Annotated in this window: 23 protein-coding genes; 13 read left to right on the forward strand and 10 right to left on the reverse strand. The window is 69.3% G+C overall.

The features are described 5' to 3' along the window. Window positions 1-74: 74 nt before the first annotated feature. Entirely contained in the window at window positions 75-941 is an 867-nt protein-coding gene (gene rfbA / locus HOV77_RS04010) for a glucose-1-phosphate thymidylyltransferase RfbA (protein ID WP_290857766.1), read from the reverse strand. 46 nt (window positions 942-987) lie between these two features. Here rfbA and rfbB point away from each other — a divergent pair, with 46 nt between their 5' ends. From rfbB to HOV77_RS04035, 5 genes are all read left to right on the forward strand, one after another. After that, entirely contained in the window at window positions 988-1,974 is a 987-nt protein-coding gene (gene rfbB / locus HOV77_RS04015) for a dTDP-glucose 4,6-dehydratase (protein ID WP_290857767.1), read from the forward strand. Next, window positions 1,971-2,819 carry a dTDP-4-dehydrorhamnose reductase gene (gene rfbD, locus HOV77_RS04020; RefSeq protein ID WP_290857768.1) on the forward strand — a complete coding sequence of 283 codons (849 nt, stop codon included), beginning with the start codon at window positions 1,971-1,973 and terminating at the stop codon, window positions 2,817-2,819. Before rfbB ends, rfbD begins: the two co-directional genes overlap by 4 nt. Before the next feature lie 70 nt (window positions 2,820-2,889). Then, window positions 2,890-3,255: a DUF2304 domain-containing protein gene (locus HOV77_RS04025; RefSeq protein ID WP_290857769.1), complete on the forward strand. Its 366-nt coding sequence runs from the start codon at window positions 2,890-2,892 to the stop codon at window positions 3,253-3,255. After that, window positions 3,242-3,943 (forward strand): glycosyltransferase family 2 protein, encoded by a 702-nt coding sequence (locus tag HOV77_RS04030; RefSeq protein WP_290857770.1) that lies wholly within the window; start codon window positions 3,242-3,244, stop codon window positions 3,941-3,943. Before HOV77_RS04025 ends, HOV77_RS04030 begins: the two co-directional genes overlap by 14 nt. Window position 3,944: 1 nt before the next feature. After that, window positions 3,945-4,994, forward strand: a complete 1,050-nt coding sequence (locus HOV77_RS04035) for a glycosyltransferase family 2 protein (RefSeq protein WP_290857771.1) — start codon at window positions 3,945-3,947, stop codon at window positions 4,992-4,994. 142 nt (window positions 4,995-5,136) lie between these two features. Here the strand turns inward: HOV77_RS04035 and prcA are convergent, their stop codons facing one another. The 5 genes from prcA to dop all read right to left on the reverse strand — a co-directional run bounded on the left by prcA (window position 5,137) and on the right by dop (window position 9,265). Next, entirely contained in the window at window positions 5,137-5,931 is a 795-nt protein-coding gene (prcA, locus tag HOV77_RS04040) for a proteasome subunit alpha (protein WP_290857772.1), read from the reverse strand. A gap of 63 nt (window positions 5,932-5,994) precedes the next feature. Beyond that, window positions 5,995-6,750, reverse strand: coding sequence for a proteasome subunit beta (gene prcB / locus HOV77_RS04045; RefSeq protein ID WP_290857773.1), 756 nt, complete (start codon window positions 6,748-6,750; stop codon window positions 5,995-5,997). A gap of 64 nt (window positions 6,751-6,814) precedes the next feature. Continuing rightward, window positions 6,815-7,435, reverse strand: a complete 621-nt coding sequence (locus HOV77_RS04050; RefSeq protein ID WP_363259600.1) for an endonuclease VII domain-containing protein — start codon at window positions 7,433-7,435, stop codon at window positions 6,815-6,817. Then, window positions 7,432-7,647 carry a ubiquitin-like protein Pup gene (locus HOV77_RS04055; protein WP_253762112.1) on the reverse strand — a complete coding sequence of 72 codons (216 nt, stop codon included), beginning with the start codon at window positions 7,645-7,647 and terminating at the stop codon, window positions 7,432-7,434. Before HOV77_RS04055 ends, HOV77_RS04050 begins: the two co-directional genes overlap by 4 nt. Before the next feature lie 106 nt (window positions 7,648-7,753). Next, the gene (gene dop, locus HOV77_RS04060) at window positions 7,754-9,265 is read right to left on the reverse strand and encodes a depupylase/deamidase Dop (protein ID WP_363259602.1); all 1,512 of its coding nucleotides are present in this window, start codon (window positions 9,263-9,265) and stop codon (window positions 7,754-7,756) included. 108 nt (window positions 9,266-9,373) lie between these two features. Here dop and HOV77_RS04065 point away from each other — a divergent pair, with 108 nt between their 5' ends. Continuing rightward, window positions 9,374-9,544, forward strand: coding sequence for a hypothetical protein (locus tag HOV77_RS04065; RefSeq protein WP_290857775.1), 171 nt, complete (start codon window positions 9,374-9,376; stop codon window positions 9,542-9,544). Between the two features lie 143 nt (window positions 9,545-9,687). Here the strand turns inward: HOV77_RS04065 and arc are convergent, their stop codons facing one another. Continuing rightward, on the reverse strand, window positions 9,688-11,454 hold the full coding sequence (arc, locus tag HOV77_RS04070) for a proteasome ATPase (protein ID WP_290857776.1): 1,767 nt from the start codon (window positions 11,452-11,454) through the stop codon (window positions 9,688-9,690). Between the two features lie 158 nt (window positions 11,455-11,612). On the opposite strand from arc, the gene HOV77_RS04075 reads away from it, so the two are divergent. Continuing rightward, window positions 11,613-11,933: a ferredoxin gene (locus HOV77_RS04075; RefSeq protein WP_290857777.1), complete on the forward strand. Its 321-nt coding sequence runs from the start codon at window positions 11,613-11,615 to the stop codon at window positions 11,931-11,933. A 19-nt stretch (window positions 11,934-11,952) separates the two neighbouring features. Here the strand turns inward: HOV77_RS04075 and HOV77_RS04080 are convergent, their stop codons facing one another. Genes HOV77_RS04080 through HOV77_RS04090 form a run of 3 tightly spaced genes read right to left on the reverse strand, consistent with a single transcriptional unit; the run spans window position 11,953 to window position 14,581 of the window. Continuing rightward, a complete protein-coding gene (locus HOV77_RS04080) occupies window positions 11,953-12,483 on the reverse strand; it encodes a hypothetical protein (RefSeq protein WP_290857778.1) in 531 nt (176 codons plus the stop codon). Further along, complete coding sequence (locus HOV77_RS04085; protein WP_290857834.1) at window positions 12,480-13,418, reverse strand: tRNA (adenine-N1)-methyltransferase; 939 nt, start codon at window positions 13,416-13,418, stop codon at window positions 12,480-12,482. Before HOV77_RS04085 ends, HOV77_RS04080 begins: the two co-directional genes overlap by 4 nt. Before the next feature lie 5 nt (window positions 13,419-13,423). Further along, window positions 13,424-14,581, reverse strand: a complete 1,158-nt coding sequence (locus HOV77_RS04090) for a site-2 protease family protein (protein ID WP_290857779.1) — start codon at window positions 14,579-14,581, stop codon at window positions 13,424-13,426. A gap of 109 nt (window positions 14,582-14,690) precedes the next feature. Between HOV77_RS04090 and HOV77_RS04095 the strand changes: the two genes are divergently transcribed. From HOV77_RS04095 to HOV77_RS04120, 6 genes are all read left to right on the forward strand, one after another. Next, window positions 14,691-15,560, forward strand: coding sequence for a PD-(D/E)XK nuclease family protein (locus HOV77_RS04095; RefSeq protein ID WP_290857780.1), 870 nt, complete (start codon window positions 14,691-14,693; stop codon window positions 15,558-15,560). A 67-nt stretch (window positions 15,561-15,627) separates the two neighbouring features. After that, window positions 15,628-16,296 (forward strand): response regulator transcription factor, encoded by a 669-nt coding sequence (locus HOV77_RS04100; protein WP_290857781.1) that lies wholly within the window; start codon window positions 15,628-15,630, stop codon window positions 16,294-16,296. A 125-nt stretch (window positions 16,297-16,421) separates the two neighbouring features. After that, entirely contained in the window at window positions 16,422-17,204 is a 783-nt protein-coding gene (locus tag HOV77_RS04105; protein ID WP_290857782.1) for an ABC transporter ATP-binding protein, read from the forward strand. A 4-nt stretch (window positions 17,205-17,208) separates the two neighbouring features. Then, entirely contained in the window at window positions 17,209-19,737 is a 2,529-nt protein-coding gene (locus HOV77_RS04110; protein WP_290857783.1) for an FtsX-like permease family protein, read from the forward strand. A 284-nt stretch (window positions 19,738-20,021) separates the two neighbouring features. Next, a complete protein-coding gene (locus tag HOV77_RS04115; protein ID WP_290857784.1) occupies window positions 20,022-20,807 on the forward strand; it encodes an ABC transporter ATP-binding protein in 786 nt (261 codons plus the stop codon). Further along, a complete protein-coding gene (locus HOV77_RS04120; protein ID WP_290857785.1) occupies window positions 20,807-23,356 on the forward strand; it encodes an ABC transporter permease in 2,550 nt (849 codons plus the stop codon). Before HOV77_RS04115 ends, HOV77_RS04120 begins: the two co-directional genes overlap by 1 nt. Window positions 23,357-23,448: the final 92 nt, after the last annotated feature.

The raw sequence follows: 23,448 nt of genomic DNA on the forward strand, positions 1-23,448 counted from the left end.
TGATCATCGCGTTGTCCCGGGACATCGCGGCTTTGCCTGGCGCTGAGACCGCGTTATCCCGGGAGACGTTCGGCTCAGCCGTCGGCCAGCAGCCGCAGCAGATAGTCGCCGTAGCCGCTCTTGCGCAGCGGCTGGGCCAGCGACGCGAGGCGGTTGTCGTCGATGAAACCGGCCCGCCAGGCGGCCTCCTCGACGCAGCCGATCTTGAGGCCCTGCCGTTCCTCGATGACCCGGACGAACTCGGCCGCTTGCATCATCGACGAGAAGGTGCCCGTGTCGAGCCAGGCGGTGCCCCGGTCGAGCACGGTCACCGACAGCCGGTCACTACGCAGGTACGCGTCGTTGACCGCAGTGATCTCCAGTTCGCCGCGATCACTGGGCTTGAGGTTGGCCGCGATCTGCACGACCTCGTTGTCATAGAAGTACAAGCCGGGCACGGCGTACCGGGACTTGGGCTCGACCGGCTTCTCCTCGATCGACAGCACCCGCCCGTCCGGAGCGAACTCGACGACGCCGTACTCGCTCGGATTGGCGACCTGGTACGCGAAGATCCGGCCGCCGACGAGCTCGCCGTGCTCGCCCAGCTGCCGGCCGAGGCCGACGCCGTGGAAGATGTTGTCGCCGAGGATGAGCGCGACGGGCTCGTCGCCGATGAAGTCGGCCCCGATCACGAACGCCTGCGCGATGCCCTCCGGCTTGGGCTGAGTCGCATATCCGATGTTCAGCCCCCACTGCCCGCCGTCACCCAGCAGGCGCTGGAACTGCGTCGAGTCCTCCGGAGTGGTGATGACGAGGACATCTCGCACGCCCGCCATGACCAGCGTGGTCAGCGGGTAATAGATCATCGGCTTGTCGTAGACCGGCATGAGTTGCTTGGACACCGCCCGTGTGATGGGCCACAGCCTCGAGCCGGTGCCTCCGGCGAGCAGAATTCCGCGCATGAGGGGACAGGGTACTAGCCTGCTCGTCGGTTAGACTCCCGGACTTGTGAGACTCCTCGTCACCGGCGGTGCCGGCTTCATCGGCTCGGAATACGTCCGGAATCTCCTCAGTGGCGCCTACGGTCCGGCCGAGGCGTCCGTGACCGTGCTGGACGCGCTGACCTATTCCGGGAACCGGGCCAACCTCGACCCGGTCGCCGATCACCCCGGCCTGACCTTCGTGCACGGCGACATCTGCGACGCCGCGCTGGTGGACGACCTGATGCGCGGGCATGACGCCGTGGTGCACTTCGCCGCCGAGACTCATGTCGACCGCTCGATCACCGGCTCGGCCGCGTTCGTCCGGACCAACGTCCTCGGTACGCAGGTCCTGCTGGACGCGGCGCACCGGCACGGGGTCGGCCGTTTCGTGCACGTGTCCACCGACGAGGTCTACGGCTCCATCGACTCCGGCTCCTGGACCGAGGACTGGCCGCTGGCCCCGCGCTCGCCGTACTCGGCTGCCAAGGCGGGCTCGGACCTGCTGGCGCTGGCGTACTTCAAGACACATGAGCTGGACGTCGTGGTCACCCGGTGCTCCAACAACTACGGGCACTACCAGTTCCCGGAGAAGGTCGTCCCGCTGTTCGTGACGAACCTGCTCGACGGCAAGAAGGTCCCGCTGTACGGCGACGGCCTGAACATCCGCGACTGGCTGCACGTCTCCGACCACTGCCTGGGCATCCACCTGGCGCTGCAGAAGGGCCGGGCCGGGGAGGTCTACCACGTCGGCGGCGGCACCGAGCTGACCAACCGCGAGCTCACGGAGATGCTGCTCGCTGCGACCGGGCGGGACTGGTCCTCGGTCGAACCGGTCGCCGACCGCAAGGGCCACGACCGCCGGTATTCGCTGTCGATCGAGAAGATCCGCAACGAGCTGGGCTACGAGCCGCAGGTCACCCTGGCCGACGGGCTCGCCGCGACGGTCGCCTGGTATCGCGACAATCGGTCCTGGTGGGAGCCGCTTCAGGCGAAGGCTGCGCTGCTCAAGTGAAGTTCCTGATCACCGGCGCCGGCGGCATGCTCGGCCGGCGCCTTTCCGTTCTTCCCGGATGCTCCGGGCTGGATCGTTCCGCTCTCGACATCACCGACCGGTCCGCGGTCGCCGACGCCGTGACCGGCTTCGACGCCGTGATCAACGCGGCCGCGTGGACCGACGTCGACGGAGCCGAGACTCAGGAGGCCGAGGCGACGGCGCTCAACGGCGACGGCCCGGCGTACCTCGCCGAGGCTTGCGCCGCCAACGGGGCTGTCCTGCTGCACGTCTCCACCGACTACGTCTTCGCCGGTAGCGGCACGTCGCCGTATCCGGAAGACGCTCCGACCGCGCCGATCAACGCGTACGGGCGGAGCAAGCTCGCCGGGGAACAGGCGGTACTGCGGTCGCTGCCCGACCGTGGCTACGTCATCCGCACCGCCTGGCTCTACGACCGGGACGGCCGGAACTTTCTGACCACCATGCTGCGGCTGGCTGCCGAACGGGATCACCTCGAGGTGGTGGACGACCAGCGCGGACAGCCCACCGCGGCGCCTTTCCTCGCGGAGCAGCTGATCGGGCTGGCGACGGCGGCGGCCGACGGCCGGGCTCCGGCCGGGATCTATCACGGCACCGCTTCGGGTGAGACCACGTGGCTCGGGTTCGCCCGGGAGATCTTCGCTCAGTCCGGGCTCGACCCCGACCGCGTACGCCCGACGACGACCGACCGCTTTCCCCGGCCCGCGCCGCGTCCGGCGTACAGTGTCCTCGGTCACCGACGCTGGGCGGCCGCGGGAGTGCCCACCCAGCCCGGCTGGCGCGAAGAGCTGCGTGACGTCCTGACCGGAGGGCCCGTGACATGAGCGACCGCAGGTCGATCATCGATAGGCACAGTTTCACTCATGCGGTCGCCGGCCGCAGGACGGTGATCGCATGAGTTTGAATGTCACCACCATGATCTGCGGGCTGATCCTGCTCGTGGGCATTCTGGAGCTGTTGCGGCGGCGGCAGCTGCGGGAGAAGTACGGCATGCTCTGGATCGGCGTGGCGCTGGTCATCGTGCCGCTGTCGATCTTCCCGGGGTTGATGGACCGGGTCGCCGGATTCGTCGGCGTCGCCAGCGGCGTGAGCCTGGTGCTGTTCGCCGCGATCCTCTTCCTGCTGCTGGTCTGCCTCCACCTGAGCTGGGAGGTCAGCCGGCTGGAGGAGGAGACCCGCACGCTCGCCGAGGAGATCGCCCTCATCAAGATCAAGATCGACGACACCGCGAAGGTTGGTGCGCAAGATGATCGGGGGTAGGCGGGTCCTGGTGGTCATCCCGGCGTTCAACGAGGCGGGCGCGATCGCCGGAGTCATCGGCGAAGTCCGGCGTGAGCTGCCCGGGATCGATGTGCTCGTGGTCGACGACGGCTCAGCCGACACCACCGTCGTCGAGGCGCGCAAGGCCGGGGCGATCGTGGCACGGCTCCCCTACAACCTCGGCGTCGGCGGGGCTCGGCGGCTCGGCTTCCGCTACGGCCAGGATCACGACTACGACGTGGTCGTCCAATTCGACGCCGACGGGCAGCACGATCCCCGCTACATCCCGCAACTCGTCGAGGCCCTCGACGCCGCCGACATCGTGATCGGCGCCCGGTTCGCCGGGGAGGGCGACTATCGCGTACGCGGGCCGCGGGCCTGGGCGATGACCGTGTTGTCGGCCGTGCTCTCCCGGATCGCGAAGTCCCGGCTGACCGACACCACCTCCGGCTTCCGGGCGGCCAACCGCAAGGGCATCGACCTGTACGCGCAGTGGTTCCCGGTCGAGTACCTGGGCGACACCGTCGAGACGATCGTGCAGGCGGTCCGGGGCGGGCTGACCGTCCGGCAGGTCCCGGTCTCGATGCGGGCCCGGGTCGCGGGCAAGGCGAGCCACTCCCCCGTCAAGGCGACCGTCTACCTCGGCCGGTCCTTCGCGGTGCTGCTGCTCGCGCTGGTCCGGCGCTGACATGACGGCTTCCACCGGCACTCGGCCGGACGACGCCGGGCTGGGCGACCCCTCGTTGGACGTCGTCATGCTGGCCTACGGCAAGGAGCCGTGGCTCGCCGACGCGGTGGACGCGATCTTCGCCTCGACCGGCGTCGAGGTCACGCTGACCCTGGTGGACAACGGAAGCGAGTCGGTCGCCTCCATCACGCCCCGGCCTGGACTTCGGGTCCTGCACCCCAAGGAGAACACCGGATTCTCCGGCGGCTGCAATCTCGGCGCGGCCGAAGCCCGGTCCGACGCCGTCGCCTTCGTGAACTCCGACGCGATCGTGACGCCGGACGCGCTGGCCAAGGTCCGGGCGGTCGCGCTGGAGCCCGGCGTCGGCGCGGCGATGGCCTCGATCCGGCACGCCGACCGCCTCGAGGTCATCAACACCTCGGGCAACCCGTTGCACCTCGCCGGCCTTTCGTGGGCTGGCGGCAACGAGGAGCCGGCGTCTCGCCACGCGACGCGTACGACTGTGCCGTCGCTCAGCGGATGCGCGTTCGTCGTCCGGGCCGACCTGTGGCGGGAACTCGGCGGATTTCCGGCGGAGTACCTCGCGTACCACGAGGACACTGAGCTGAGCCTGCGGCTGTGGCAACGCGGCCTGGCCCCGGTTTACGTGCCGGATGCGGTCGTTGGGCACCATTACGAGTTCTCCCGCAACGACCTCAAGTTCTACCTGCTCGAACGCAACCGGCTGCTGACCGTTCTCACGCTCTACCGGGCGCGGACGATCCTGCTTCTGCTGCCTGTCCTGGCCCTGACCGAGGTCGCGATGCTGGCGACTGCGGTCGCCGGCGGCTGGCTGCGGCCCAAGGTACGCGGCTGGGGCTGGATCTGGCGCAACCGCGGCTTCGTGCGTACGCGGCGGCGGCGGTTGCAGTCGGAGCGGCTGGTCGGCGACGCGGCGTTGCCGCTCACGCCCGACTTCACGCCGTCCAATGTCGAGGCTCCGCCGGGGATGGGGCTCTACAACGCGTTCGTCCGCATCTGGTGGCGACTCGTACGCCCCCTCGTCCGCTGAGCGCTGTCCCTGCAGATCACGGTTATCCATGCCTCCAGGCCCGGTTCCGACCTGCGTAACCGTGATCTGCCGCGAACGGGGACGCTGGGAACGCAAAGCGCCCCGAGCCACAGCCGGCCCGGGGCGCTGTTTTGCGTAGTGCTCAGCTCTCGGTGTCGCCGGACTCCTCGGGCGAACCCTCGCCAGCCGGCTCGGCGGGCGTGGTCTCCGCGGCCGGTGCCACCGCAGCAGCCGCCGGCGCCGGGGTGAGCAGCGCCTTCAGCGCGTTCCCGGTGATCCGGCGGAACGCCCGGCCGCGCCGGGCCCGCTCCAGCACGGCCACTTCGAGCTGGTCGGCCGAGATCTGCCGGGCCGCCCCGTTCTCGCCGCCCACGCTGCCGAGCGCCTCGACCGCCAGAGACAGCGCCTCGCCGAGCGAGTGGGACTCGCTGTGCCGGTCCTTCAGCACGGTGGCGACCGCCTCCGCCTGACCGCCCATCACGAGGAAGCCGGGCTCGTCCTGGACGGAACCGTCGTAGGTGAGCCGATAGAGCTGGTCGTCGGCCGCGGTGGCGCCCACCTCGGCGATGCAGATCTCGACTTCCAGCGGCTTGCCGCTCTCCCCGAACAGGTTGCCCAGCGTCTGGGCGTACGCACTGGCCAGGGCCCGGCCGGTGACGTCACGGCGGTCGTAGGAGTAGCCGCGCATGTCGGCCATCCGCACGCCCGCCGAGCGCAGGTTCTCGAACTCGTTGTAGCGCCCGACGGCCGCGAATCCGATCCGGTCGTAGATCTCGCTCACCTTGTGGAGCGTGGTCGAGACGTTCTCCGCCACGAACAGGACACCCTGTTCGTAGGTGAGCACGACCACGCTGCGGCCGCGCGCGATCCCCTTGCGCGCGTACTCCGAGCGATCCCGCATGATCTGCTCGGGCGAGGCGTAGAACTGCATGGCCACGCGGCCTGCTCCCTTCCAGGTGAATCCTCAGTGGACTGACTACTGGTCACCGACCGGCGCCGGTCAGCCGCCGATGTTCTCGTGCCGCGCCGCGATGATCTCCTCGGCGATCGTCGCCGTCTGCTCGTCGGGCAGCCGGTGCGTGCCCTCGGCGGTGGCGGTCATGACGACCGGGAAGATGCGCCGGATGACGTCGGGACCGCCGGTCGCGGTGTCGTCGTCAGCCGCGTCGTAGAGCGCCTCGACCGCGAACTTGACCGCCTCGGCGGTGGTCAGCCCGGGCCGGAACCGCTTCTTCAGCGCGGACTTGGCGAACAGCGAACCGGAGCCGATGGCGTCGTATCCCGTCTCCTCGTAGACCCCGCCGGCCACGTCGAAGCTGAAGATACGGCCGACCTTGGCCGGGTCCTTCGCGTCGAGGTCGTAGCCCGCGAAGATCGGGATCGCGACCAGGCCCTGCAACGCCGCGCCTAGGTTGCCCCGGATCATCGCGGCCAGCCGGTTGGCCTTGCCGTCGAGCGAGAGCATCGCGCCCTCGATCTTCTCGTAGTGCTCCAGTTCCACCTGGAACAGCCGGATGAGCTCGATGCCGATGCCGGCGGTGCCCGCGATGCCGATCAACGAGTACGGGTCCGCCTCATGCACCTTCTCGATGTCACGGCTGGCGATCAGATTGCCCATGGTGGCGCGCCGGTCGCCTGCCATCACGACGCCGTCGGTGCAGCTCAGCGTCACGATCGTGGTGGCGTGCGGGGCGATCTCCGCGTGCGCGCCGGCCGGGAGCGGTCGCCGTCCCGGCAGCAGATCGGGCGCGGCCATGCTCAAGAACTCCGTGAACGAACTGATGCCCACCGCGTGGTAAGCCGCCGGAAAGCCCCGGGTGCTATCTGCTCCCAACGTCACGTCGTCCCTTCAGATACTCGATGGCTCGAGCGAGGAGTTCTCGGTCGTCCCGGAACTGACCCAAACCACCGTTGCAGTTGAAACACAATATGCCACGTACTTCACCGGTCACGTGATCGTGGTCCACGTGGTCCGGATTCGGGTCATGGCAGATGGCACAGCAGCCGCCCTGTTCGAGCAGCATCTCCTGAAACGCCTCTTCGCCGATCCCGTATCGATGTCGCAGGTGATATTCGCGAAAGCCGCCGTAAAGCCGCGTGGCAGTCTCGCGTGTGCGCAGCGTATGGCACGGTTTGCAGTAGGAGTGGAGGCCGCTTGTTTTCGCTCTCGTCCGGGGGAAGTCCTCGACCGACTTTGTCTCACCGCAATCTGGGCACCACTTGTTGCCAGGCGCGACCGGGACCTCTGGGCGTCGCGCTGCGGAAATGCCCCGCCTCCGTCGGCTAGCCTCGTTGCGTACCCGTGCGCATGATCTGCAGTAGAACGAGCGCCCATCCGGACGGCGTCGATCACTATGGAACTCGTCCAGCGAAAGTATCCGGGCACAGTCGGGAAACTTCTTCTTCGCGGCGGCGTCCGGGGAATCGGACATATGTCTCATTCCCCGCCTTTTTGTATGTATCCTCTCACGAACTCCTCGGCGTTCTCCTCGAGCACCGAGTCGATCTCGTCCAGCAGGTCGTCCACGTCCTCGCCGATCTGCTCGACCCGCTCGGCGATCTCCGGGTCGACCTCGGGCGTGACCGCCTCGTCGACCTCGTTCTCGCGCCGGCGACCGGCCTGACCCTGCCCACCTGTGTCCTGGCTGGCCATTGCGCCCCTCCCTGATGGCAAGGCCGGGACTTGTAGGTCCCGGCCGTCCGTCTTAGCTAAAACCTACCGCGCTCGACCGACAATTGCGATCAGCTACCAGCGCAAGTCAGGACGCGGCGGTCAGCGCCTCGAGCAGATCCTTCGCGCTCGCGCAGCGGTCGAAGAGCGGGCCCACGACCCGCTTGATGCCACGCTCGGGTTCCAGCATCGGTACGCGCACCAGCGATTCGCGGCCGATGTCGAAGATGACGGAGTCCCACGACGCGGCGACCACTTCGGACGCGTACTGGGCGAGGCAGCGTCCCCGGAAGTACGCCCGGGTGTCCTCCGGCGGCTCGGTCATCGCCCGGCGTACGTCCTCCTCCCGGAGCAGCGTCTTCATCGCACCCCGGGCCACCAGGCGGTGGTACAGGCCCTTCTCCTGACGGACGTCGGCGTACTGGAGGTCGACGAGGTGCAGCTTCGGCGAGGCCCAGCCGAGGTTCTCCCGCTCGCGGTAGCCCTCCAGGAGGCGCAGCTTCGCCACCCAGTCGAGTTCGTCGGCGCACGACATCGGGTCACGGCCCAGCTTGTCCAGTACGCCTTCCCACCGGTCCAGGACGTCCGCCGTCTGCTCGTCCAGCCCCCGGCTGTCCATGAAGGCCCGAGCGCGCTCGTAGTACGCCCACTGCACGTCCAACGCCGTCAGACGGCGGCCGTCACGAAGGCGTACGCGATGAGTCAACGACGGATCGTGACTGATCGCGCGGAGCTCGGCCACCGGGTCGGCGATGCTGAGATCGGGCGTGAGCGCCTTCTCCTCGATCATCGTGAGGATGAGTGCGGTCGTGCCCACCTTGAGGTAGGTGGAGATCTCCGACAGGTTGGCGTCACCGATGATGACGTGCAGGCGGCGATACTTGTCGGCATCGGCGTGCGGCTCGTCGCGGGTGTTGATGATCGGGCGCTTGAGCGTGGTCTCCAGACCGACCTCGACCTCGAAGAAGTCGGCGCGCTGCGAGATCTGGTACCCCGCCTGCGAGCCGTCGGCGCCGATGCCCACCCGGCCGGCGCCGCAGACCACCTGACGGGTGACGAAGAACGGCGTCAGATAGGTGACGATCTCGGCGAACGGCGTCTGCCGCCGCATGAGGTAGTTCTCGTGCGCGCCGAAGCTCGCGCCCTTGTTGTCGGTGTTGTGCTTGTAGAGATGGATCGGCGGCGCGCCCGGGATGGTGCCGGCCCGGCGGGCCCCCTCGGCCATCACCCGCTCACCGGCCTTGTCCCAGAGCACGGCGTCGAGCGGATTGGTCACCTCGGGCGTGGAGTACTCCGGGTGCGCGTGGTCGACGTAGAGCCGGGCGCCGTTCGTCAGGATGACGTTGGCCAGGCCCAGATCCTCGTCGGCGAGCGCCTCGGCGGGATCGAACACCGCGCCCGTGTACGTGAAGCCACGCGCGTCGCGTAGGGGCGACTCTTCCTCGTAGTCCCAGCGGGCCCGGCCGCCTCTGGTCAGCTCGGGTCGTGCGCCGTAGGCGTTGACTACCTGAGAGGAGGTCACCATCGGGTTGGCTTGAGGCTGTCCGGGCACGCTGATGCCGTACTCGACCTCAGTCCCCATGATCCGGCGCACTGTCATATCAATGAGCCTAGACGGTGCTCAGGCGATCGCACTCCCCGCTACCGGTCCGTGGCACTCCGCACCCGTCTTTCGGCGCCTCGTAGCGCTTGCGCGTTTGACCGCGCCGTGCTCGCGCGTCTGCCCGGCGTGCTCGGGCGTCTGCCCGGCGTGCTCGCGCGTCAGCCCGGCGTGCTCGCGCGTCAGCCCGGCGTGCTCGGGCGTCTGCCCGGCGTGCTCGGGCGTCTGCCCGGCGTGCTCGCGCGTCAGCCCGGCGTGCTCGCGCATTATCCGGGATAACGCGGCCTTGCCGCGCGCGAAAGCAGCAATATCCCGGGATATCGCGCGAGCCGCGCCACCCCAGACAACGCGCGAGCCGCGCCACCACCGGGGGAACGCGAAAGCGCCCCACCCACGTCAGCGGGCGGGGCGCTTTCAGGGCGTTACAGGTATTGGCCGGTGTTGGTGGCGGTCTCGATGGACCGACCGGCCTCGGTGCCCTTGCCGCCGGAGACGAGCGTACGGATGTAGACGATCCGCTCGCCCTTCTTCCCGGAGATGCGGGCCCAGTCGTCGGGGTTGGTGGTGTTCGGCAGGTCCTCGTTCTCCCGGAACTCGTCGACGCACGCGTCCAGCAGGTGCTGCAGCCGCAGCCCCTTGCGTCCGGAGGAGAGGAACTCCTTGATTGCCATCTTCTTGCCGCGGTCCACGATGTTCTGGATCATCGCGCCCGAGTTGAAGTCCTTGAAGTACAGGACTTCCTTGTCACCGTTGGCGTACGTGACCTCGAGGAAGCGGTTCTCCTCGGTCTCGGAGTACATCCGCAGGACGACCGCGCTGATCATCGCGTGCACGCACGCCTCGGCCGACCCACCGTGCTCGGCCAGATCGTCCGGGTGCAACGGCAGGCCTTCCACGATGTACTTCGTGAAGATGTCGCGGGCCGCCTCGGCGTCCGGCCGCTCGATCTTGATCTTGACGTCCAGGCGCCCGGGGCGCAGGATCGCCGGGTCGATCATGTCCTCGCGGTTGGACGCGCCGATGACGATGACGTTCTCGAGCCCTTCCACACCGTCGATCTCGGAGAGCAGCTGCGGGACGATCGTGTTCTCCACATCGGACGAGACACCGGAGCCGCGGGTGCGGAACACGGAGTCCATCTCGTCGAAGAACACGATGACCGGCGTACCCTCGGAGGCCTTCTCCCGAGCGCGCTGGAAGATCAGCCGGATGTGCCGCTCGGTCTCGCCGACGTACTTGTTGAGCAGCTCGGGGCCCTTGATGTTCAGGAAGAAGCTGGTCTGCCTCTCCTGGCCCCGCTTCTCCGCGATCTTCTTCGCCAGGGAGTTGGCGACCGCCTTCGCGATCATCGTCTTGCCGCAGCCGGGCGGGCCGTAGAGCAGCACGCCCTTCGGCGGCCGCAGGTGGTGCTCCCGGAACAGCTCGGCATGCAGGAACGGCAGTTCGACGGCGTCGCGGATCTGCTCGATCTGGTTGGAGAGGCCACCGATGTCGGTGTAGTCGACGTCGGGCACCTCCTCCAGGACGAGCTCCTCGACCTCGCTCTTCGGGATCCGCTCGTACGCGTACGCCGAGCGGGGCTCGATCATGAGCGAGTCGCCGGCCCGCAGCGGGGAGTCGATGAGACCCTCCGCCAGGAACACGATGCGCTCCTCGTCGGCGTGCGAGATGACCAGTGCCCGATCGCCGCCTTCCAGCAGCTCCTTGAGCATGACGACTTCGCCGCTGCGCTCGAAGCCGAGTGCGTCGACGATGTTCAAGGCGTCGTTGAGCAGCACCTCTTGACCACGCTGCAGAGCCGAGACGTCCAGTGAGGGCGATACGGCGACCCGCAGCTTGCGTCCCCCGGTGAAGACGTCGACGGTGCCGTCCTCGTGCCGGGTCAGGAAGATCCCATAGCCGCTGGGCGGTTGCGCCAGCCGGTCGATCTCCTCCTTGAGGGTCACGATCTGGGCGCGCGCTTCCTTCAGCGTGGCGACCAGTCGCTCGTTGTTCTCCGTGAGCCGGGCCAGCTGTGCCTGAGTCGCGGCGAGCCGCTCCTCCAGCTGGCGAACATGACGGGGGCTCTCAGACACCTTGCGTCGCAGCAGGGCGAGTTCCTCTTGAAGGAACGCGACCTGCGTGGAGAGATCGTTGGACTCCTTCTCCCACCGTGCGGCGCGCGCATCCGCGTCGTCGCTGCGTGCCACGTCCCACCTCCCCGGGGGTTGAGCCAGGTTGCGCTGTGCCTTAACACTAGCCGCTGTATGCCCCGATGAAACCCTCCCGACACGGCCATACGCAATCGTGATCTCACCGGCTGCGACCGCCCGCTGATCAACGATGGTCGGTGGAGTACCGTCGAGGCGTGGCAGACAGCGAACTTCAGGTCTGGGTGGATCAGGATCTGTGCACCGGCGACGGGTTGTGCGTGCAATACGCGCCCGAGGTCTTCGAGTTCGACGTCGACGGGCTCGCCTACGTCAAGGACGAGGCGGGTGAGCTGCAGCTGGCCAAGGACGCCAAGGTCGCGGTGCCGGCCCATCTGCGGCTGGAGATCCTCGACGCCGCCAAGGAGTGTCCCGGCGAGTGCATCCACGTGCGCCGGGCCGCCGACGCGTCGGCCGAGCCGATGAGCGAGGACGAACGCGACGAGATCCGGTCTCAGCTCGCCGCCGGCGCCGTCTGATCAGCGAGCGTCTAAAACTTCACAGCAGGGGCCGGCCGATCAACCCCGCGAGGAGTTCCGCGAACTCCTCCAGCCGGCCGATCTGCGCCACGCCGCCGTCGGTGAGGGTCTTGCCGAACCGCAGCGCGTCGTGCCGGACGCCCGGCCCGTCAGCGGCCTCCTCGACCGAGCTGAGCAGCAGGTAGACGTCGACGGCGTCGACCCGATGGCCGGTCGCGGTGCGGATCAAGCGCCGCCGGCAGCCGATCTCGGTCACCGCGGACAACGGCACCACGCGCAGCGAGGAGATCATCGATCCGACCGGTCCCTCGCCCGGCGCGGTGTCCTCGCCGTGCCACAGCAGCAGCCGCGAGCCGTCGCAGACCACGACTTCCTGCCAGACGCCGTTGTACTCGTTGACGAACCGCTCCAGCGTGAAGCCCAGGATCTGCGACCCGGCCAGCGCGCGGTTCAGGCAGTCCAGCGCCACCTCCGGGTCGCGGAGATAGGCCCGTGCGGCCGCGTCCAGCTCCTTGAACGGGGCCCAGTCAGGGAAGACTGCCTCGGTCACTCCTGATCACCGTCCGGGTCACCCTCCACGGCGACCTCACGGGCCGCGATGCGTCCCGCCTTCTTCAACTGGTACGCCTCAGCGCCCTTGCTGGGTTTGCGACGTCGTGGCGGGGGCGTGACGCCGGGGGCGAGTTTCCGGGATCGCACCAGGAAAGCGGTGTGCGCGATCATCCGGTGGTCCGGGCGTACGGCCAGACCGTCGGCGTGCCAGTCGCGGACCAGCGACTCCCAGGCGTACGGCTCGGTGAAGCAGCCCTTCTCGCGCAGGGCCTCCACCAGCTCCGACAGCTGGGGCGTGGTCGCGACGTACCCGATGAACACCCCACCGGGCAGGAGCGCCTTCTCGACCATGTCGAGAGCCTCCCACGGCGTGAGCATGTCGAGGATGATCCGGTCGAATCCGGTCTGGTCGCAGGAGGCGACGTCGGCGATGGTGAGTCGCCAGTTGGGCTGCTCCGCACCGAAGAAGGCGCTCACGTTCTTCTTGGCGACTGCTGCGAATTCTTCGCGCAGCTCGTAAGAGTGGACCTCGCCGTGCTCGCCGACGGCGCGCAGCAGCGAGCAGGTGAGCGCGCCGGAGCCGACGCCTGCCTCGAGCACCTTCGCCCCGGGGAAGACGTCGCCCATGGCCACGATCTGAGCCGCGTCCTTGGGATAGATCACCTGAGCGCCGCGCGGCATGGAGAGCACATAGTCGGCCAACAGCGGCCGCAGCGCCAGGTACGCCGTCCCCCCGGACGAGGTGACCACGCAGCCGTCGGGCTGGCCGATGAGCGCGTCGTGCTCCAGGATGCCCCGGTGGGTGTGGAACGCCTTGCCGGGCTCCAGCACGATCGTGTGCATCCGGTTCTTGGGGTCGGTGAGCTGCACCCGGTCGCCCACGGCGAACGGCCCGCGGCGGGCGGGCATCGCAGGGACGGTCAAATCGGGCATCTGGCTCACGGAGCACTCCTTCGGGCACGCGGGTCGAGCAGCTGAACGAGGTCCGCCAGGTGCAGGACCCCGACGACATCCTCTCCTGCGGTCACGAGGAACTCGTCAGCCGGGTGCTGCTGGACCGCCCGGATCACATCCTCGCCACGCAATCCGGCCGGGATGACGCCGACGCTGTCGATGTCGCGGGCGACCGATTCCACCGGCACCCAGGGCCGGCGCTGTTCGGGCACGGCCGCAGCCGCCTCCCGCTTGACGAGGGCGACCAGGCGGCCGTCCGCGTCGGCCACCCCCAGAGCGGCGGCCGGACGCCCCTGCTCGGCCGCCCGGCGCAGCGCCTCGGCCAGCGAAGTCCCGGTCGGCACCAGGAACAGCGGGCGGGCGAGGCGTACGGGGTCGATCAAGGGGAACCGCGCCATCACCTTGGCTTGGTTGATCGACGCCGTCGCACCCTGCCACAAGGTGAACGCGATCAACGCCGCGATGATGAGGCCGACCGCGCTGTAGAGGCCGGTCGCGTAGAGGACGAAGGCGACGACGACGGTGAGCACCGCGACGACGCGGCCCGACCAGCCCGCGACGACCGTCCCGGCGGTCTTGTCCCCGTTGATCGCCCAGACCGCGGCCCGCAGCGCCCGACCGCCGTCCAGCGGAAGCCCGGGCAACGCGTTGTAGACGGCCACGACGAGGTTGCTGAAGGCCACCTGCCAGACCAGGATGCGCAGCAGCGACGGGGGCATGAGCAGGCCGGCGACCGTGGCGAGCGCTCCGATCAGGAACGACACCGCCGGACCGGCCAGCGAGAACAGCAGCTCGGTCGACGGCTTGCGGGGATCGGTCTCCATCTCGGTGTAGCCGCCGAGCAGGTCCAGCGTGATACCGCGTACGCCGACCCCGCGCCAGCGGGCGACCAGGGCGTGCCCCAGCTCGTGCAACAGCACCGAGACGAGCAGCGAGAAGGCCATCGCAGCGGCGAGGGCGTACCCGATCGAGCCGTGCGAGTCGGCGAGCTGCGAGCCCCAGCTGACGATGATGAGCAGCGCCATGAGGAACCAGGACGGGCTCAGCCGGACGGGGAAGCCGAAGAACCGCCCCAGCGACACCCCGGGGCGTACCGGCACCGGCGGGGGTTCGGACGCGCGCGGTTCCGTCTCCTGGCTCATGACCGCTTCTCCATCGCCGCAATGCTACGCACCGCGTACGCGTCGCCGGGCGGCACGCCCGAAGATCCGCTGCCGCCGAACGTCGTACCCCTGCCTTACGGTGAGGGCCATGACGACGCCGCTGCCCACGCTCTCCCCCTCCCGGGCCGCCGACTTCAAGACCTGTCCCCTGCTCTATCGGCTCCGCAGCATCGACCGGCTCCCCGAGCAGCCGACGGTGGACCAGGCTCGGGGCACGCTGGTGCACGCGGTGCTGGAGCGGCTTTTCGACCTGCCCGCGGCGAGCCGGACGCTGGCGGAGGCGGCGTTGCTGGTGCGCCCGGCGTGGGAGGCGCTGCTGGCCGAGGCGCCCGAGCTGGGCACGCTCGCCGTCGACGACGGCTTCCTCGACGAGGCGACCCAGCTGTTGCAGGGCTACTTCACAGTGGAGGATCCGACTCGCCTGGAGCCCGCCGAGCGGGAGACCCTCATCGAAGCCACCCTCGACGACGAGCTGCTGATCCGCGGCTACGTGGACCGGCTCGACGTCTCCCCCGCCGGTGACCTTCGTGTGGTCGACTACAAGACCGGTGGCGCGCCCCGGGAGGCGTTCGAGGCGCGCGCATTGTTCCAGCTCAAGTTCTACGCGCTCGTGCTGTGGCGGACCCGAGGCATCGTGCCGCGCGTGTTGCGGCTGGTGTATCTGAAGGACCGGGAGGTCTGCGACTACACCCCCGACTCCGAGGAGCTGGAGCGCTTCGAGAAGACGCTGGTCGCCCTGTGGCGGGCGATCGAGCAGGCCGCGCAGGCCCGCGAGTTCCGCCCCAAGCCGAGCCGCCTCTGCAACTGGTGCTCGCACCAGGCGCTGTGCCCGTCGTTCGGCGGGACGCCGCCGCCGTTCCCGGAGGAAGCGGCGATCACCACCGCCATCGACGCCCGGACCGCCCGGCTGGCCGCCCAGCGTGGTGTCGACGGCGAACGCCTCGCCGACGTCCTGTAACCAGCGCGCGCAGCCGGCCTCGTCAAGATCGGTCAGGCCGCTGGCGCAGGCCCGGTAGTCTGCCCTCGTGACGTCCGGGCCGGTACGGGTGCTCCTCGCCGACGCTCAGCCGATGCTTCGCAGCGGCCTGCGCAGTGTGCTCGCGGCGTACGCCGACATCCATGTGGTGGGCGAGGCCGGGGACGGCGTCGAGGCGATCGAGCTGGCCCGGCGGCTGTTGCCGGACGTGCTGCTCGTCGAGGCCCGGCTGCCCCGGCGGGACGGGGTCGCCGTCGCGCGGGAGGTCGCCGGGGCTCGACTGCCCGTCGGGGTGCTCGTGCTGACGGCTGAGCCGGTCGGCGACCACGCCGTCGGCGCACTCCGGGCGGGCGCCCGAGGGTTGGTGGCGCAGGACGCGGCGGCCGAGGACCTCGTCGGGGCGGTACGCGCGGTGGCCGCCGGTCACGCCGCGATCTCCCCGGTGCTGCTGGGGCAGCTGCTGGCCCAGTTCGCCGCGCTGCCGGTGACGGCGGACGGCGTACCGGACGGATCGTCGGGGCTTACCGATCGGGAGCGGGAAGTGCTCGCCCAGGTCGCCCGGGGCTTGTCGAACGCCGAGATCGCCCGGGTGCTCACCGTCAGCGAGACGACGGTGAAGACGCATGTGGGTCATGTGCTCACCAAGCTCAAACTGCGTGACCGCGTCCAGGCAGTCGTCTATGCGTACGAGTCGGGCTTGATCAAACCGGGCGACTGACCGCACTCCTGGCGGCTCGGGGCAAGCCCTCCCCGGCGCTGGACTGTCCCGCGAGCAGGAAGGAAGCGCGGACAATTTAGCGGAGTTTGCCCGATTCGTCGGTTCGCTGCGGCAATATCTGGCCTATGAGCAGCGAAACCACCCAACCGGCCGCCGCGCGGGCCGATGGCATCTGGAAGGTCTACGGCCACGGCGAGGCGCAGGTCCACGCGCTGCGCGGGGTGAGCACGGCGTTCGACCGGGGGCGGTTCACCGCGATCATGGGGCCGTCGGGCTCCGGGAAATCGACCTTGATGCACTGTCTGGCCGGGCTGGACACGGTCGACGCCGGGCACGTGTTCATCGGCGACACCCAGGTCACCGGGCTGGGTGATGCGGGGCTGACCAAGCTGCGGCGGGAGAAGGTCGGGTTCATCTTCCAGCAGTTCAACCTGCTGCCGACGCTGACCGCCGAGGAGAACATCCTGCTGCCGATGGCGATCTCGGGGCGCAAACCGGATCCACAGTGGTACGACCTGGTGATCAAGACGGTCGGCCTGGGTGACCGGCTCAGCCACCGCCCGACCGAGCTGTCCGGCGGTCAGCAGCAGCGAGTGGCGTGTGCGCGCGCGCTCGTCGCCCGGCCCGAGGTGATCTTCGCCGACGAGCCGACCGGAAACCTCGACTCCCGGTCCAGCGGCGAGGTCCTGAACTTCCTGCGCAGTTCGGTGCACGACTTCGGGCAGACCATCGTGATGGTCACCCACGACCCCCGGGCCGCCTCGTACGCCGACCGCGTGATCTTCCTCGCCGACGGCTCCATCGTGGACGAGCTGGAGAAGCCGACCGAGGGCAGCGTGCTCGACAAGATGAAGAGCCTGGATCCGGGGCAGAGCCCCGATGCCGCGACCGGTGGCGCCGATGTTTAAGGCGATGCTGCGCGGCTTGCTCGCGCATAAGTTGCGGCTGCTGCTGTCCGCGCTGGCCATCATCCTCGGCACGATGTTCATGTCCGGCGCGTTCATCGCCGGGGACACCATCGCGCAGGGGTTCACCGGGCTGTTCTCGACGATCAACTCCGATCTCGACGTTCAGGTGACCGGCAAGTCGCAGGTCGACGACCAGCAGTCGGGCGTGGTGACCGCGACGGTGCCCCAGCGGGTCGCCGACTCCGTCGCCGGGGTGGACGGCGTCGAGAAGGCGACGCCGCAGGTCGCCTCGGACGGCGCGCGGGTGATCGGCAGCAACGGCAAGGTCATCCCGACCTCCGGCCCGCCCCGGCTGGGGGTGGGCTGGACCGGCGAGGACGGGCTGGTCGAACTGCGGGACGGCACCGGGCCGGCCCAGCCCAACCAGGTCGCGTTGTCGGCGAACCTGGCCGAGCAGGCCGGCAAGAAGGTCGGTGACCAGGTGCAGATCCTCACGCTGCAGCCGGAGAAGACGTTCACCGTCGCCGGGATCTTCGGCTACGAGGGCGACCGGGACTCCCTCGCCGGCGAGATGACGGTCGCGTTCACCATGCCGGTCGCGCAGGAGCTCATGCTGGGCAAGCTCGGCGAGTACACCAGTGTGGACGTCAAAGCCGCGAGCGGGGTCGGCGACTCCGAACTCCGGGACCGCATCGCTGCCGTGGTGGGCCCCGCTTACGACGTACGCACGAACAAGGAAGCCACCGAGGCGGCCTCCGACGGCATCCAGCCCTTCATCACCGTGCTCAAGACCGGGCTCACCGTCTTCGCCCTCATCGCCTTGATCGTGGCGATCTTCCTGATCTTCAACACGTTCTCGATCCTCGTCGCGCAGCGTACGCGTGAACTGGCCCTCTATCGCTCGTTCGGCGCCTCGAAACAGCAGGTCCTCCGCTCGGTGCTGACCGAGTCCGCCTTGCTGGGCTTCGTGGCGGCGCTGGTCGGGCTGCTCGTCGGCTGCGGGGTGGGCTGGCTGGGCAAGAAGGGCCTGGAAGCGCTGTCCAACACGAACCTGCCCGTCAACGGCATCGTCGTGAAGCCCTACGTCATCATCGTGACGCTGCTCGTCGGAGTCCTCGTGACGGTGGTCTCGGCGCTGGTCCCGGCGTTGCGGGCGTCGCGCGTACCGCCGATCGCGGCGATGCGGGACGCGGCGGTTCCCGACAAGCCGCTGCGCAAGCTCACCGTCGCGGGGCTGATCGTGCTGCTCGCCGGCATCGCGTTCCTCGTGCTCCGGCTGACCAAAGTGTGGAAGGACCCGCTTTGGCTGGTCCTCGGCGGTGGTGCGCTGCTGGTGTTCATCGGCGTGATCATGCTGGCCCCGGTGCTCAGCCGGCCGGTGACCCGCGCGCTCGGCGCGCTCTTCGGCACCTCGGTCCCGGCCCGGCTGGGCACCCGCAACACCGGGCGCAACCCCCGGCGTACGGCGTTGACCGCGGCGGCGCTGATGATCGGCGTGACGCTGGCCACGGCCGGTGGCGTGTTCGCCTCGTCGGCCAAGGCCGGGCTCACCGACGTCTTCACCAACGACGTCCAGGCTCAGCTCATCGTGCAGGTCGACTTCTCGGCCGGAGCCACGGCCGGCTTCGACCCCGCGATGCAGAAGCAGATCCGGGAGATCCCCGGAGTCTCTCAGGCGGTCGCGTTCCGCACCGACACCGCCCGCGTCGGCGGGCAGGCTTCGCAGGTGCTCTCCGGCGATCCGGTCGCTTCGGCCGAGATCTTCACGCTGAAGGCCGCCTCCGGCGACATCCGGCCGCTGACCGCCGGGGAGGTCATCCTCGACGACGCGACGGCGAAGCGGCTCAACGCGACGACTGGATCGACGGTCGACATCGTGACCGCCCGCGGCGGCCCGAAGCAGGAGAAGGTCGTGGCCACCCTGGAACCGTCGAGCGCCTGGTCGGGTCCGCTGCTCAACGAGGCCGACGCGACCGGATTCACTTCGCCCAACGCACAGGCCGCCTACGTGCAGGTCGCCTCGGACGATCAGGTCGAATCCGTACGCACGCAGCTCGAGTCGCTGTTCGCCGACAACAAGGAAGTCACCGTCGTCGACCAGAGCCAGCTGCTGGGCACGGTCACCAGCGTCCTCGACATCGTCCTGGTGATCCTCAACGTCATGCTGGGGCTCGCCATCATCGTGGCCCTGCTCGGAGTCGTGAACACACTGCTGTTGTCGATCTATGAGCGTACGCGGGAGATCGGGATGATCCGCGCGATCGGCCTCAGCCGGGGCTCCACCGCCCGCATGATCACCGTCGAGTCGATCCTGATCTCGGTGTTCGGAGCGCTGCTCGGCATGGCGGTCGGCGTCGGCCTCGGCGTCGCGGCGGTGAAGATCTTCGGCGGGGATTACCTCAAGCTCACCATTCCGTGGGGCTACCTCATCGCCACGCTCGTCCTCGCGATCGTCGCCGGCATCCTCGCTGCGGTACTTCCCGCGATCCGGGCTGGGCGGCTCAATGTGCTGGAGGCCATCGCCTACGAGTGACGTCATTCCCTGCAGATCACGGTTACACAGCCCAAATTCGCGCGGGAGGCATGCGTAACCGTGATCTGCAGCCGTCAAAGCGCCGTCAGAACGGGGCCGGGAGCCGCCGGTGACTCAGGGGCTACCCCGAGATCGTCTCGGGGGCGTCCCCCGGCGCAGATCTCGGGTGCCGGTCCGACTTTGGTCTGACGATTCCCGCGTGCCCGGCCGGAACTATGAGAGTCGCCGGCCGGGCACCGCCTTGCCCGGCCGGACCATCTCGATTCCGTGCAGGGGGAACTCCAATGACAATCACCGCACACCCGCCCGTTCGCGTGGCCGTCGCCGCGCGGGCCGTGGACGTCTGGAAGGTGTACGGCTCCGGCGAGGCCCAGGTCGTCGCGCTCCGGGGGGTCAGCATGGAGGTGGCCGCCGGCCGCTTCACCGCGATCATGGGCCCGTCCGGCTCCGGCAAGTCCACGCTGATGCACTGCCTGGCCGGCCTCGACTCGGTCACCCGCGGCGAGGTGCACGTCGGCGACACCAAGCTCACCGGCCTCGGCGACGCCGGGCTCACCAAGCTGCGGCGCGAGCAGGTCGGGTTCATCTTCCAGCAGTTCAACCTGCTCCCGACGCTCACCGCCGAGGAGAACATCCTCCTGCCGCTGGCCATCGCCGGGCGCAAGCCCGACCGCGAGTGGTTCGACACGGTGATCGACACGGTCGGTCTGCGTGACCGGCTCGGCCACCGCCCGAGCCAGCTCTCCGGCGGCCAGCAGCAGCGCGTCGCCTGCGCCCGCGCCCTCGTGTCACGGCCCGAGGTGGTCTTCGCCGACGAGCCCACGGGCAATCTCGACTCTCGCTCCGGCGCGGAGGTGCTGTCGTTTCTCAAGGCGTCGGTACGCGAACACGGGCAGACGATCGTGATGGTCACGCACGACCCGACCGCCGCGTCCTATGCCGACCGGGTGGTGTTCCTCGCCGACGGCCGCATCGTCAACGAGCTCACCGAGCCGACGCCGCAGAAGGTGCTGGACGCGATGCAGTCGCTGGACCGGCTCGTGGCCGAGACCGCCGGAGCGGAGTCCTGATGCTGCGCGCCACCCTGAAGAGCCTGCTGGCCCGCAAGCTGCGGCTCGCCCTGTCCGCGTTCGCGGTCATCCTCGGCGTCATGTTCGTCGCCGGGTCCTTCGTCCTGACCGACACCCTCGGGCGGTCGTTCGAGAACATGTTCGACTCGGCGTACGCGCACACCGACGTGGTGGTCGCGCCGAAGCCGAAGGTCGACGGCCAGTACGCCGGCGACAGCTCTCCCGTGCCCGGTGTGCTGACCGCCGCCGACCAGGCGAAGATCGAGGCGGTGAGCGGCGTCGTCGCGGCCCACCCCATCGCCGAGGCGGAGGGCGCCCGGGTCATCGGCAGCGACGGCAAGGTCGTCACAACGGTCGGCCCGCCCCGGCTCGGGAGCAACTGGATCGACGGCGTCGGCGGAGCCGAGATCCGCGACGGCCACGCCCCGCAGAACGACAACCAGGTCGTGCTCAACGTGGAGCAGGCGAAGAAGGCCGGCCTGAAGGTCGGCGACCAGGTAACCGTGCTGACGCCGGGGGGCAAGCGGACCTTCGAGCTCGCCGGCACCTTCGGGTACGCCGGTGGCCTGGACGGGCGCGGCGGCGTACTGGAGGTCCGGTTCACCGACAAGGTCGCCCAGGAGCTGATGCTGGGTGAGCCGGGGGCGTACACCTCGTTCGACGTGGACGTCGCACCCGGCCAGAGCGCGGCGGCCGTCCGGGACGCGATCGCCGCCCAGACCGGTGGCGCGTACGAGGTCAAGACGGGGGCCGAACTGGCCAAGTCGATCGCCGATCAGTTCAAGTCGGTGCTAGACGGGCTGAACAAAGTCCTGCTCGGGTTCGGCGGGGTCGCCTTGTTCGTCGGGACCTTCCTGATCCTCAACATCTTCTCGATCACGGTGGCCCAGCGGACCAAGGAGCTGGCGCTGACCCGGGCGCTCGGCGCAAGCCGCCGCCAGATGATCGGCTCAGTGCTCGCCGAGGCGCTCGTCGTGGGCCTGACCGGGTCGGTACTCGGCCTGCTCGCCGGGCTCGGCGTCGGCTGGGTGCTGGCGATGGTCGCGGCGAACGTCTCCGGGCTGATCCTGGCCCCGATCGCGCTGCCGATGTCGGCCGTGATCGCGGCGTTCTCGGTCGGCATCGTGATCACCGTGCTGGCGGCGCTGCTTCCGGCACTCCGGGCCAGCCGGGTGCCGCCGATCGCGGCGCTGCAAGAGGTCGCGACGCCGGACCGGCCGCTGACGAAGCTGTCGGTCGGCGGCGGCCTGGTGACCGCGGCCGGGGTGGCGCTCATGGGGTACGGCCTGACCGGCGACGGTCACCTGTGGCCGATGCTCGGCGGCGTGATGTTCGCCTTCATCGGGGTGGCCCTGCTCAGCCCGCTGGTGGGCAAGCCGGTGGTCGCCGCGCTCGGCCGGCTCTTCTCCTGGTCGGTGGCGGGCAAGCTCGGCCGGCTCAACTCCGGCCGCAACCCGCGGCGTACGGCGATCACGGCGGCGGCCCTCATGATCGGCATCGCGCTGATCACGGCGGCGAGCACGGTGCTCACCTCGGGCGACGAGAGCCTGCGCGGCGCGGCCAACCGGGAGGTCCACGCCGATCTGCTGGTCACCGGTCAGAACAGCACCGACGTCATGCCGACGTTCACGCGGTCCACGATGGACGACATCCGCAAGATCCCGGGCGTGGCGAGTGCCACGAGCGAGGTCTACGCGCGGGCGATGATCGGCAAGAACGGTCACGGGGTCTCGATCATCGACGACCTGCCCGCGATGGCGGCCCAGTTCAGCCTGAAGCCGGCGAGCGCCACCTCGGGGACGCTCAGCGCGCTCGGGCCGAACGACGCCATCGTGGACACCGAGACCGCGGTCGACGAAGGCGTACGCGTCGGCGACACCGTCAAGGTGGTGCTGCCCAAGGGTGATCCGGTCGAGTTCCGCATCGCCGCGATCTACGCCGAGAACGACTTCTACGGCGGTTACCTGCTCGGCTCGGCCGCGTTGACGCACCTCGTGAGCCCGGACCCGGCCGTCGCCACCATCACCCTGGCCGGCGGCGCTTCCGAGTCGGCGGTACGCGACCAGGTCGGCCGGCTGCTCGCGGACAACCCGGAGGTCAGCGTGATGACCAAGGGCGAGTACCTGGATCAGGCGTCGGGCCAGATCGGGACGCTGCTGACGATGGTCACGATCCTGCTGGCGCTCGCCATCCTGATCGCCGTCCTCGGCGTGATCATCACGCTGTGGCTCTCGGTCCTGGAGCGTACGCGGGAACTGGGCCTGCTGCGGGCGATCGGGCTCGGCCGGGCGGCCACCATGCGGATGATCACGGTGGAAGCCGTCGTCATCACGCTCTTCGGCACGCTGCTCGGCCTGGCCACCGGCGTCGGGATGGGCGCGGCGGTCGTGCGGTCGCTCAAGGGCGAGGGCATCACCGACTTCGCGGTGCCGTGGTCGCAGCTGACCGCGTACCTCGTGGCGGGCGCGCTGGTCGGCGTGTTCGCGGCGGTCCTGCCCTCGATCAAGGCGGCTCGCACCGACGTGCTCAAGGCCATCGCCTATGAGTGACGCGTACCAGTAGGTCGGCACTAGACCCTTCTGCACGGAGGGACCGGCCCCCGGCGATCGAGTGATCGTGTTGATCACGGCTCGCCGGGGGC

The organism is Hamadaea sp., assembly GCF_013362815.1.
Lineage (GTDB): Bacteria > Actinomycetota > Actinomycetes > Mycobacteriales > Micromonosporaceae > Hamadaea.